This window comes from Arthrobacter castelli DSM 16402 (assembly GCF_000430705.1).
Taxonomy (GTDB): Bacteria; Actinomycetota; Actinomycetes; order Actinomycetales; family Micrococcaceae; genus Arthrobacter_C; species Arthrobacter_C castelli.
In genome coordinates this window covers 36642-48866 of sequence record NZ_AUMN01000012.1, presented here as the reverse complement: position 1 = coordinate 48866, position 12225 = coordinate 36642, and the positions used below count along the sequence as shown (strand labels likewise).

At 59.9% G+C, this 12225-nt stretch carries 10 protein-coding genes; 5 read left to right on the top strand and 5 right to left on the bottom strand.

Features of this window, described 5'->3' with window-relative positions; translation table 11 throughout:
- The first annotated feature begins 59 nt into the window (after window positions 1-59).
- Window positions 60-998, top strand: a complete 939-nt coding sequence (locus tag H535_RS0113795) for an ABC transporter substrate-binding protein (RefSeq protein ID WP_026820009.1) — start codon at window positions 60-62, stop codon at window positions 996-998.
- A gap of 356 nt (window positions 999-1354) precedes the next feature.
- Here the strand turns inward: H535_RS0113795 and H535_RS0113790 are convergent, their stop codons facing one another.
- Both H535_RS0113790 and H535_RS25510 read right to left on the bottom strand, forming a co-directional pair.
- The gene (locus H535_RS0113790) at window positions 1355-2176 is read right to left on the bottom strand and encodes a CPBP family intramembrane glutamic endopeptidase (protein WP_026820008.1); all 822 of its coding nucleotides are present in this window, start codon (window positions 2174-2176) and stop codon (window positions 1355-1357) included.
- A complete protein-coding gene (locus tag H535_RS25510; RefSeq protein WP_051299304.1) occupies window positions 2173-4005 on the bottom strand; it encodes a DHH family phosphoesterase in 1833 nt (610 codons plus the stop codon). The genes H535_RS0113790 and H535_RS25510 overlap by 4 nt, the downstream gene beginning before the upstream one ends.
- 164 nt (window positions 4006-4169) lie before the next feature.
- On the opposite strand from H535_RS25510, the gene H535_RS27840 reads away from it, so the two are divergent.
- On the top strand, window positions 4170-4514 hold the full coding sequence (locus H535_RS27840) for an Lsr2 dimerization domain-containing protein (protein ID WP_051299302.1): 345 nt from the start codon (window positions 4170-4172) through the stop codon (window positions 4512-4514).
- A 97-nt stretch (window positions 4515-4611) separates the two neighbouring features.
- Here H535_RS27840 and H535_RS0113775 read toward each other — a convergent pair whose 3' ends face one another.
- Window positions 4612-5118, bottom strand: coding sequence for a hypothetical protein (locus tag H535_RS0113775; protein ID WP_035769651.1), 507 nt, complete (start codon window positions 5116-5118; stop codon window positions 4612-4614).
- Window positions 5119-5270: 152 nt separating this feature from the next.
- Entirely contained in the window at window positions 5271-5540 is a 270-nt protein-coding gene (locus H535_RS0113770) for a hypothetical protein (protein WP_026820006.1), read from the bottom strand.
- 2206 nt (window positions 5541-7746) lie between these two features.
- On the opposite strand from H535_RS0113770, the gene H535_RS0113760 reads away from it, so the two are divergent.
- The 3 genes from H535_RS0113760 to H535_RS0113750 all read left to right on the top strand — a co-directional run bounded on the left by H535_RS0113760 (window position 7747) and on the right by H535_RS0113750 (window position 10063).
- A complete protein-coding gene (locus H535_RS0113760) occupies window positions 7747-8217 on the top strand; it encodes a hypothetical protein (RefSeq protein ID WP_026820005.1) in 471 nt (156 codons plus the stop codon).
- Between the two features lie 80 nt (window positions 8218-8297).
- A complete protein-coding gene (locus tag H535_RS0113755; RefSeq protein WP_026820004.1) occupies window positions 8298-9602 on the top strand; it encodes an acetate and sugar kinases/Hsc70/actin family protein in 1305 nt (434 codons plus the stop codon).
- Window positions 9602-10063 carry a hypothetical protein gene (locus H535_RS0113750; protein ID WP_026820003.1) on the top strand — a complete coding sequence of 154 codons (462 nt, stop codon included), beginning with the start codon at window positions 9602-9604 and terminating at the stop codon, window positions 10061-10063. The genes H535_RS0113755 and H535_RS0113750 overlap by 1 nt, the downstream gene beginning before the upstream one ends.
- A 1354-nt stretch (window positions 10064-11417) precedes the next feature.
- Here H535_RS0113750 and H535_RS0113730 read toward each other — a convergent pair.
- The gene (locus H535_RS0113730) at window positions 11418-12194 is read right to left on the bottom strand and encodes an SDR family NAD(P)-dependent oxidoreductase (RefSeq protein ID WP_026820000.1); all 777 of its coding nucleotides are present in this window, start codon (window positions 12192-12194) and stop codon (window positions 11418-11420) included.
- Window positions 12195-12225: the final 31 nt, after the last annotated feature.

Sequence of the window (12225 nt, the reverse complement as noted above, 5' to 3'; positions counted from 1 at the left end):
AACAATCGGATCTGACTCACCGACAAATGTGTCATCGGTATCAAAGGAGATAGAGACCCATGAAGAACAAGCTAAGCATAAGCGGCCTGGCTTTGGTCGCAGTAATGACTATCAGCGCCTGTTCAAACCCAGGAGCGACCAGCCCGACGGGCGGTGCTTCGGCGCCCGACTCAGCACCCAAGTCCGGAGCCGCGCAACAGAAGTATGAGACCGACCCTGATATTGCATCCATGGTACCCGAAGAGTACCAGGAACGGGGGTCATTCAAAGTCTCTATCAATCCCGATGTGCCTCCTGTTAAGTTCGTCAACTCTGCTGGAGAGATCACGGGATTTGCACCCGACTTGTTACGAGCAGCAGGCCAAGTAATGGGGCTCGAAGTTAATATCCAGAAGGGTTCCTTTGACTCCATGGTGCCCGGACTCGAAGCGAAACGATTTGATGTAATAGGTTCGATTGGCGACTATGAAGAGCGGCGGACGAACATCGACTTTATCGATTACATGCAATCCGGAACCGGGATTATGGTCTCAGCCGACTTCGAGAAAGACAAGGTCGCCTCCCCTGCTGAACTGTGTGGTGCATCAATCGCATTCATTGTCGGCACCCGGCAGCAGGGCCTAATCCAGTCTGCTTCAGAAAAATGCGAGGAAAAGGGAGAAGCGCCGATCAAGGGTATTGGTTACAAAAACGGAGCAGCAGCTGTCTTGGCGGTCAAAAGCGGTCAGGATGACGCCGCCTGGATCGACGCTCCTTCAATCCTATACAACGTCCGGCAGAATCCCGAAACGTTCAAGACGCTCTGGCTTCAGCCTGACCCAGGGGTTTACGGCATTGGAGTACACAAGGACAACGCCGATTTTCGGGAAGCACTTAGAGCAGCCCTGCTGAAACTCGTAGAAACTGGGGCGTACCGCGAACTGATATCTAGCTACGGGCTTGAAGACCTAGCGTTGCCCAAGATACCAGTCAACTCAGGCGGGCCCCTCGCCGGCTAAGGAATAATTTTCGACACAGACTTGCATGCCCCTGGTGATGCCGCCCCGACTGGGCGGCATCATTAGGGGCATGTTCAATGGGCCATCTCCAAATGCGACACGTTGCCATCCAGGTATGAGTTTGGTGATGGCGATGAAGCCGAAGCTGTTTGCACTACTCAGAAAGACTGCTCCAGAACGAATATTTATGCATTCGACGGATCCGAAATGGAGACGGCCCGTCGAGGATCGCCAGATGTGTAGCGTTTGGATCTGACTGTAGGAAAATGTCACGAAACGCAGCATTTCAGCGTGGGCAGTGAAAATGAAACTGCATGTCACAGCCCTTCGTCGTCGATGACAGGCAGGTCGGAACCCTACAAGCACGGGCCCCCTTGCGGGCCGGCTTGGATTCGGGCGAAGACACGGGCCAGGGCGAGGATGTACGCCGCCAGCAGCAGCACTGTCATCACCGGTGTGGACAGTGCTGCGATGACCGCCAGCGGAACAAGCATCGCGGCCAGATTGAACACCGCGTGCAGCACCATTACCGGCCACAACGTCCGTGTGCGTTCATAGACCATCGCCAGCAGCAGTGCCATCGGAATCGTCGCGGCGGCCTGGACCATGTTGGCGTGCATTGCGGCAAAGACTGTTGCACTGATCAGTGCGGAAACGAGAACGGACACGCGCCGGCGCAGCAGCGGATACAGAAGCCCGCGCATCATCGCCTCCTCGCACACCGGTGCTGCCACCAGGGTCAATGTCAGCACCAGTATCGGATTCGAGGCTTCCCGTGTATCGGCGGCGGCATCGAACCCGGCCGAGCCGACCAGTTCGTACAGACCCAGCGCCGCACTCTGACCGGCCAAAAAGGCCAGGCAGAACGCGGGCAGTGCCCAGGGCCAAAAACCGGACGGCTGTGCGGGCGGGGTATAAGACAGCCACTGCGGCCGCAGCGCCCTGAGGCCGAGCACCGTTGCTATGACCAGCCCGTCCACGGCCAGCGTGGCGATGATCGGATCGTCAATAACACCAAGCACCACGGCCGAGAGCACGAGATATGCGCCGACGGCTGCGATCACGATGGCGGCGCTGTAACCGGCATCGTGCATCAGAGCCCGCGACCGGCCCAACGCTGCGGACCCGGTCGTTGCGGCGGTATTTGCCGACTGTGATCGGCGGCGGTCGCCGGTCACAGCTGTTCGTTGATGACGGCCTGGAGACGAGTCTCGCCGCGGAACGTGTTCAGCTGCAGTTTGCCGATGAACCGGGCAGGCCCGTGTACAGCGGGGTCGGCAACCACACCATCCAGTCGATCGCCCTGGTTCGCGGCGGCGTTCCACCACAACAGGGCCATACCCGTGTGGGTGAGAAGACGCAGATGCTGGCGCTCGGAGCCGATCCGGTCCAGCCGGGCCGTGGCCGGGTCCACGACCAGCTCGACGACCGGTTCGGTGAAACCGTGGCCAAACGGGCGCAGAGTCTCTAAGCGCCGTACCAACTCGATCAGTGGTTCTGCATCGGTCAGCGGTGCGTCGTGTGCCTCGTCGGGTCCCAGGGTGAGGTCGGCGGCCGGTCCGAGGTTGTCCCCGGCGGTCAACAGCAGCACGCGGGTGGCGTCTGCGAGGATCGTCACCAGCTGGTCCAGGGCGGCCGCTGATGCGAGCTTGACGCCGCAGGCCTGTCGATGACCGATGGCCGTGAGGTTCTCGTATCCGTCCAGGGTGGCGATGACGTCGAACCAGCCGGGCGCACGCGCCGATCCGCTGACCGGCTCACCGGCCGTGGCGGGCCGGGCCAGCACCACGACCGGGTGGCCGTTTGCGCGCATTATCTGGGAGGCCAGCAGGCCGAACATGCCATGGTTTGCCCCGGAGAAGTAGACCCAGGGGGCCAGCGGCTGGTCACCTTCGACGATTTCTTCCATATAGCGGGTGGTCAGTTCCTTGCGGACCTCGTTGTTTTCGATCACCCGGTCCATGGCCGCGAGCTTCTCGCCGGCCGATTGGCCGGTGAAGACGGCGAAGCAGTCTTCCAACGGTGAGCCGGTACGGCGCGGGCTGTTCATCGCCGGTGCGACGTAGAAGCCGTAGAAGCCCTCGTTGATGCTGTCGATGTCACGGACTTTGCCGCCGATCGCGAAAGCCTTGAGCATTACCGCGAAACCTTCGAAGGCCGCAATGAATGCCGGATCATGCGGCTCGTTGCGCAGCAACTGCATCAGCGTGGCGTGCTCGACGTTGATCCTGTCGGGCTCGGGGTCGGCGTACTGATGTGTCTTTGGTGCCGGTACCCATAGCAGACGGGCGATCGACCGTGAATCACGAACCAGCTGGCGGTTCTCGTAGAGGATGGGCATGACGTCGGAGATAGTGCCCAGTCCGGCGAACAGACGCAGCAGCCGGATCGCCCACAACTTGAACGGCTGATGAGCCAGGGCATAGGCCTGAAGGACCTGATAGAGCACGTGAGCGCCGCAAATACCGGGCAGCGCGTACGTCTCATCGATGCGGCAGGGATCGACGGTGATGTCGGCACTCGAGCCGGGTTCGAGCTCTTGGTGGTGGTCGGTGACCATCGTCGTCCAGCCCAGTGCCCTGGCGGCGGCGATGCCCGGGTGCGAGTTCACGCCGCCGTCGCACGTCAGCAACGCCGTGGTGTCCGGATAGCGATCGTGGATCTCGGTAATATCTTCGACGGTGAGATCGTGGCCGCGACGGTAGTCGGGTATGTGGAGGTTGACGTTGAAGCCGAGCTCTTTCAGGCCGGCATAGCCGAGCACGCCCGAGGCGATGCCGTCCATGTCGAAGTCCGGAGCAATGGTGATGGTGCCGCCGGCGAGCCGAATATCTTCGAGAGCGGCAACCAGCGTATCGAGATCCTTGAGCGAATCGTGTTCGGCATTGTCTATCGCCGATAAGTATTCATCAGTCCACCCCTTGCGCTGACAGAGCAGAGCAAACAGGTCAGTGGTCTTTGAGGCTTCTTCCAGAAGCAGAGTGGAATCATTGGAAGGTTGATTCATGGTCGTGTGGTCCTTGCGTGGAAAACAATTTACTCGTATCTACTAGTGCCATTTTAGCACTGGAAAGCGGTCAATTATGCTCATATAGCAGCGTTCTTAGTTGTTGCGCCACCTCTTTGCCGAAAGACTTTTCATAGACCACTCAGTAGGCTAATCTCGGGACTATGGCTACACGACACATCATCGAATCAGACATCAGCGGAAAAACGGATGCGGCCACGATCACCTTCGGACTGGGAGACGATTGGTATGAGGTTGACTTGACCCCGGATGAGCAGGAGCAGCTGAAGGCCTATCTCGATACGTATGTCACGGTGGCCCGGAAGGCCGAGGAGAAGCAGGCCAAACCCAGGCAGGTGCCCGAGACCTCAGTCGAAGAGCGCGCGGCCATCCGTGCCTGGGCCAAAAAGAAGGGTTATGAAGACAAGGGCTATGGTCGGATCCCGAAGAAGATCATGGCCGCATATCGGGCCGAGCACGGGCTGGCCAGCGATAAGAAAAACGATTGAGCGTCATCCGTCTCGGGTGTGCGTGATCGGCTGATCAACAGAAAAGATCCCATCGTCAACGACCATGGGATCTTTTCGTGCCTGCCACTGATGGTCGCTATGGACGCAGCACGTCGATAGTGGTGATACCCGCTTTCAGCGCCGCGGCCCGGGCATGCATCGTCCCATGTGAGTAATGACCGCCCGCAGCAGGCATGAGCTGTTCATCGTCGCGCTTCGGGCATCGAGGTTTTCGACAGACGTCGATGAAGGCCGTGCACAGCACGTCGCTGCCCTGCTCGCGAAGCTCTGCGACAAGGTTGACCATCTGCTGATTGCGCAGCAGGCCGGCTTTCTTCCCACGGGTGGACCAATCGGCGGCAACGACTTTGGTGTCGAAGCCCGCGTTGCGCCACACCCGCCCGGCCATGGCATCGGCACCGTCGCCGGCGTCCCCGCACACCAACAGCGGCCGGGCCATATGCCCTGATCCCCAGAATCGCCAGGCGTCGTTGAAAGTTGAACGCATCAGTGCCTGATCATCCCAGCTACGTGCACCGGTGACGAGCATGACGTGTGAATACGTCGCGGAATCATTGTGTAAATCATTCTGTGACTGGTTCATGATTGCATCAGTGGTCCTCTCCGTAGCAGTTCAGGCAGACGTTCGTGGCGTCCTGGCACGTCTGATCAGCCATAATGTAGTAGCTGTGCCACTGGCACGAGACGTGCGGATGCAACACGGGTTGGTTGATGTCACATCGACGAACGTGGCCATCACCGTGCCTCTTGTTCGGTGTGCAGCTCGACGCTGATCTCGTCGTCACCGCACAACGGCTGGACATGGACGGCGAACTTGCCGGAGGCGTCCGGTTCAACATGGACGACACAGACGGTATGGCCCTCATCATCATCGAAGTCGACCTTGCCAATATCGTCTTTTTCATCGCATTTCATTGCATCGATCACGGAATTGTGATCGGGCTGCCATATTTTCGGCTCGCAGCGGGCTCCGGTGTCATACGGGGTAAAAAATGGTTGATTCATTGGTCCTGCTCTTTTCACTTGATGTCGATGGATGAGGCAATGACAATTATTTGATGGACGCTGCCATCTTTATTGGCACCCGTGTCAGCCGTACGGCTGACTGCTCATGATGGCCGCATCGCCGCGTCGGCATCTGGCGGTTCTGTGTGCACAGGCCGACGCGGCGGGTTTCATGGCCCCGCCCGGCGCGTACACGCGCCGGGCGGGGAACTGCCCTTGATCAGCCGCGCTTTGCGCGGCCTCCACCACCGCTGACGGTGACGTTGCTGCGGTCGGTCCACGACTGTGGATTCGATGCAGCGTCGCGCGGTGGTGGGTCTATTTCCCCTGTATGGGCATGGCCGAGCGCCAGCGAGGTCAGGGAGCGCCAGCGACCGTGAAAAAGTGTCGGCTATGCCGACCGCCACTGTGTGGAGCGCTAGCGGAAGACCGGAGCGCCAGCGGAGGGTCCGTAGGACCAGTGGTGCCACTTTTTCTTATGCCCTTTCCCTCCTCCCCTGTCTGTTCCACGTCTGGAGCGTTAGCGGAAGACTGGCACGCTGGTGTATCAGGGGAAACCTCCGGTACGTACGAGTCCGTGCATCGTCCCTGTTTGCGCGCAGCGCGTGTACGTACGAGTGTGTTTCCCCTGGTCATGGCCCTTTATGGTGTACTGGTTTTTTGGTGCCCGTGGCACCGCCGTACGAATGCCTGTGCACACCGTCGTGAGGAACGATCGACGCGTCGTGTACAGGTCCGCCTCTGCACCTCGGTGTCGTCGCGCGCAGCGCGTTGTCATTGTGTATCGACACCGTTGCCACAGCCGCGCCAGCTGCGCGGATCCGCTCTCTGTTGTCGCTGTGGATAATTCTCCGTTCCATCTCTGGATGCACAGTGCAACGCCTCTGTCGCTGCATCAGTCGCTTCAGACCATCGCATCGGTACGACGGCCGCCGGCTGCGCCAGCAGCTCTACAGCCGTCATCGGCCGCCGGCTTCATGGCGTCACGGCCTCAGTGCGTTCCACAGCGCCCACGCTGTGCAGCGCCCATCGGAACCGCTGGCGTAGCCGTGTGGCGCTGCACAGTTTTGCTTCGGCCCCTGCCCTGTATCGCGCCTGCGCGGCCCGAACGCATTTGGTGTGGGCGCATTAAAAAAGAAGAGTCCCGATACCGACATATCGAATGTCTCAATAGTGTCGGCAGAATCTTGCTGCACTTATGTTTCGATATGTCTCATCGGTCGTGGCCGGCAATTTCCAAGGCAAAAGGTGTTTCTATACAGAAACGCCTCGCCCACCGATTTCCTCTGCCATGGCTTTCTGTATAGAAACACCGACTCAACAGCAGCATCGCTGTATGCGCGGCCTACCCCTTTCGTCCCCCGTATCGATCTCCCCTCCCCTGCGTTGACTCCACGGCCGATGGGTGAGTCTCACCGACTTCTCACACCGCCCCTGTTGCAACGGTCGCAGCACCGGCAGTTGCACCGACTGTCCATGGTGTGTGCCCTCCACCGCCCTGCACCGTCATTGCAGCAACCGGCGAACACCGGATCCACCATCAGTTTCGATGTCGATGCGCGGCCCAGACGCCGGCCCTCAAATTGAGCTTAAATGTGGGTCTGCGACGGCGGTGCCATCGCGTTCGGAGCACCGATTTTGAGTGCCAACCGTGGACTATAGTGTGGCTGATCTGCGGCTTGATGATGGCTGAGCAAGCCGGAACCAAGACCGCCATCGAACCCGCAATAGTCCCAATGGGCCGCTTTTCATCTTTTGCCGGCCGGATGGCCTGATTGGGTGCCCGAGTGCGCCCGATGCGTGTACGGTGCCGGGTTCTATCGGGACTTGATGAAGACCGTTGTTTTGCGTGGCCCCGGTGCGGTCCCGGCTCAACCTGTGCAGCGTTTGGAAAGCGGCTGGCACTGGACCTGCATCAGGCCAGGGACTTTTCACGGTCTGGATACAGGCGGTATTGGGTTTCTTTGCCGTACCCGGTTGGTCCCGGGTTATATTCTGCCGCCGGGTAATACAGGACTTTCTCAGGTTTTGCCGGTGGCTCTGCTGAGGTCGATTATGCCCACCGCATTGGCACGCTGATGTGGTCCTCTATGACAGATGGTCTTTTGATGGTTTATCTTGATGTTTGCATAGACCGGTAAAAGTCCATTAGCATAAGGATTGATACATAATCGAATACGATCAGGGAAGAGAGGATGTCTCTGTTATGGCTGACGATGTGAAGCCCGACGGTGCTCGCCAGGGCCGGCCTGCTGAGTCTGAGCCGCGCCGGCTGCGCTGGAGTGTTCCGGCGGTGGATGTTTCAACGAACTACTGGCTCGACAAGCAGGAGAACATCTCGCGTTCGTTGCAGCTGCTGATCCGTGAGTCCATCCAGCGCGACGGATACCTCGATGTGGTGAACCGGCCGGTTGATCAGCTGCCGCGCCGCGGCCGGCCGCCGGTCGAATCCACTGAGCATAATAATGGGCCGTCGTCGGCAGACGAAGAATCAGCCGCCGCCACGGAGACCTTCAATGAGCATGCCCGGCCGGACTCTACACAGGAGACTGAAACGACACTGCCTGCCGCAGAGCAGCCGGCCGGATCCGAAGATGAGACCCCGCATAGGTCCGGCGAATCAGCCGATGACGTGCAGGTCGACATCAACGACATCATGGCCGGCCTGCGCAACTGAAGCCGCCGCCGCTTTTGGCGGCACCTGACATATACGGCCGCCGCATGAATCCACCACTGACATTGAGGAACGACGAATCTATGAGCACGGAGACCATCACTTTGACCGGAGGCATCGACGTCGGCAACGGCTACGTCAAAGGTGTCATCCGCAACACCGCCACCGGCGTCGTCGACGACATTGATCTGCCTTCGGCGGTCGTGTCGACGTCGCGGACCAGCCCGAAGGTGCCGGCCGCCGACGCTACAGCCGCCGAAGTGCTCGCACCGACGGCAGCAGCCGGCACCGACGATTTCTACAACCGGTTGGATGCGACGATGATCACGGCCCTGGTCGCCGCCGCCGACCGCCGGATGTTCGGCCGGTCCGCGCTGTCCGTGCGCGGCTCCAAGTTCACCGAGTTCGAGGTGTTGGGCAAGCATTCGAAGGCCGACCAGGAGCTGTCGAAGGTTCTGGTGCTCGGCGTCTTCGCGGCCAAGGCGCTGCGGGACCACGTCGGCGCGACCGGTTCGCTGCCCGATCACGAGCTGCGGGTGCGCGTGCGTGCCGGGCTGGCGCTGCCGATCGCCGAATTCGTCGCCCGCCGGCAGTCCTACGCCGCCGAATTCATGGGCGTACCGGGCGCAGCTGACCCGGCAGTGCACCTGGTGACCATCAAGAATTTCAACACCCCGGTCAGCGTCCGTCTGGAGTTCGACGACGTGCAGGTGATGGCCGAAGGCGCGTCGGCGCAGTTCGCGATCACCGACAAGGGCGAACCGCTGGCACAGGCGCTGCTGGGCGATCTGCGCACTCGCGATGCCTCGATCGTCGAAGGTGTCACCGCCGCCGATCTGGTCCAGGTGCGCAACACGATCGGAGTCGATGTCGGCGAAGGCACCGTCAACTTCCCGGTCTTCTCCGACGGCCGGTTCAACTCCGAGGCCGCCTCGACACTTCAGGAGGGCTACGGTACCGCGTTGATGAACGCGATGGAGCGGATGAACGAGTCTGACTCGACCTTGCAGTTTTCTTCGCGCAAGCAGCTGGCCGACTTCCTGCAGGCTGTGCCGTCGCCGCTGCAACAGTCGCGGCACACCCGTGCCGCCGGGTTCGTCGAGGACGAGGCTTCTTATCTGGTCGACGAGATCACTTCTTCTTTCGGCGAGGTGCTCTCCCAGGCCGGGGCGATGACCGAGGTCGTCTACGTCTACGGCGGCGGGGCCGGCCCGCTCAAGCAGCTGCTGTATCCGGCACTGTTGAAAGCAGCCGGTGATATTCCGGTGTTGTATCTGGACTCGGGCTACTCGCGGCACCTGAACCGCGAGGGCCTCTACATCGCCGCGAGGCACGTCGAGGGCCAAGCCGTGAATAAAGCCAAGCACAAGAGCAAGGCGGTGGCGTGATGAGTGAGCAGGTTTCGGTGGAGCGTGAGGCGGATGTGCTCCGTCTGCGCACCAACAGTAACGGCAGGGTCTATGAGTTGTGCGAATACATTGACCTGGACCGGTGGGAGAGCCGGCACTGGCTCGGTGGTGCCGACGGTGTCGACGCCGCCGATATTGAGTTCGGCCACACGGCAATTTCTGTGATGAATGCTTTTCCCGGGCCGGTCGCAGAGCTTTTTGTGTTCGCGCTCAACGACGAAGCGGTCGTCGAGGCCCGCGCCGAGCCGGTGCGCCGGCTGCGCTCGTTGATCGATGACGGGCGTTGGCACGAGGCCTCCAAACTTAGCCTGAAGCTGTCGCTGGACCCGTACATTGCAGACTCGCGTGTCGATATCGAGTCCAGCTTCACGATGTTCGCCCGGGCGGCGGCACAGATCGCGGCCAACGAGGCTGCATATGAACAAAGGAATAATTCATGACTGATCTGGAACCAGAGCATGCATTCGTTGGACGTCAGATGCGCTTCGACGTCGACGGCGATGACTTCTTCGTGGATTATTCCGAGTCTGGGATTATTCCGTTTGCCGCGTGAACGGCCCTTGGAACAGGGGAAATTACGCTTCAGGCTCGGAATAATCCAAATTGCCTCGGGACCTCGCTGAAGGGGTAGTTATCGGGTCCAGCCACGGCGATCCTGATGGTATAGCGGCCGTATTTGGAGCGGCTGCGCACCATCCGAGGGCGCTTTTTCCCCCTCGCGGCCTTGAACAGCTCTGGAGCCTGGTCACCGACAAACTCCTGCACAGACTCAACCCGCCACGACGCGCCCGCTCCAACCCATGGGCCATCAAACGCAAGATGCCCAAATGGCACGTCAAACGCTCTCACCACGCCACCTGGCCACAACCGACCGGAGCACCCGAGATAACAATACTCGGACCTAACTGAACGGTATTGCACTTAACCGCCTGGATCGGCACCCATTCCACAGTTGGAGCCGCCATCCGCGATCAGCCTGCACCGGTACTCGACCTTATAAAGTTTCCCACCCATTACCTGAGTGTCCCACTCCAGAGTTGAGTCCGGCATCTATCACCACCCGAGCGAGAAGTCCCCATTGATGTCTGGTGCCATAGACAAGGATCTGCTGTCCCTGGTTCGCTTCAGTTGAAAAGATTGGAACGGTTCTAAAGCAACGTCCGCTTGGAAAAGTGGCCCGATGTGTACAGGCGTCCGGTCTGCGGATCGGGTTGGGAGGCGTTCATCGATCGCATTGCGGAGAACGACTTCGAAGATGTGGAGGGCCTCATACACGGCCCCGGAGGGGGCGACGTTCCATCGGTACAGGTGGACAGCGCCTCTGGAAGTTGCCCGCGGCGACAAGGTAGGGAGCCAGCCGGGGTGCGCTGAAGCGCCTTAACATCACAGCCTCAATGCTCGGTCTTCGTCTTTACCCATTGGAGTAAACTGTAAACGAAGACAGGGACAGGTTCCCTGTTATGGATTACTGAGGGTCCCGCGGCCAAGAGCTGCAGGGCCCTCAGCCAGTTAAATGGACTCATCGTGGTAATCGCCGGAGGGACCCGGGGGTCCACCCGCTGCACACGTTGACCGCCGATAATGGGCAGTTATGAAAGCCCTAATCGCTATTATTGTTTATGGTTGGTCGCTCGACCACGTTGGGATGAGGGCTTTTGCATGTTGGTTGGATTGCTGGAGCCGGGACTTACACGGTGACGAAGGGGTTCACCCCGTTGCCGGGCGAAGACGGGCTATCGGCGGCGTTCGACCAGATCAACGTCGGAGATTGGCCCGCCCAAGGAGCGCTGGAACCTATTGCGCGGTGAACCCGCCATCTATGGCGAGTTGGGTTCCCGTCACGAACGCCGCGTCGTCCGAACACAGATAGAGGTATCCATTGGCGATGTTTGCTGGATCTCCGAGGTGGCCGACGGGGTGCCGGTCGACGAATTGTTTCGTGTACTCTTCAGGGGTTTGACCGTGCTGTTCGGCGTCGCGGGATGCCATCGGAGTCAAGATATAACCTGGGTGCACGGAATTGACGCGTATGGTCAGGTCGTTTTCTGCGCAATACAAGGCAGCAGCCTTCGTCATCATGGTCACGGCACCCTTTGCGGCGCAGTAGGCGAAAAACCTGGATTCACCGACAAGGCCATCGATGGATGAGGCGTTGGCAATGGCGCAGGACTCGCCGCTCTGACGCATCGTGTCGATGGCGGTTTGCATGCCGTAAAAGATGCTCGTTTGGTTGGTGGCGATCGTGCGATCCCACACTTCATCGCTCGTGTCCGCGATGTTTTTGCTGTGGGAAATACCTGCATTGTTGACGAGGATATTCAACTTGCCGAAAACCCTGGCGGTGAACGACACGCATTCTTCCCAACCCGTCCGGCTCGTGACATCGAGGTTGAAGTATGTTGCGTTGTAGCCGGCCGCGTTGATTTTCGCTGCCTCCTCGCGGCCCGCAGCTTCGTCGATATCGGCGATCACGACGGCCGCGCCCTCTTGGGCAAAGAGCTCGGCCGTCGCGGCACCGATTCCTTGGGCAGCTCCGGTAATGATCGCTACCTTTTTCTCGAGCCTGGGCATGGATTTCGCTCCTTTGACTCCGTCACGATGC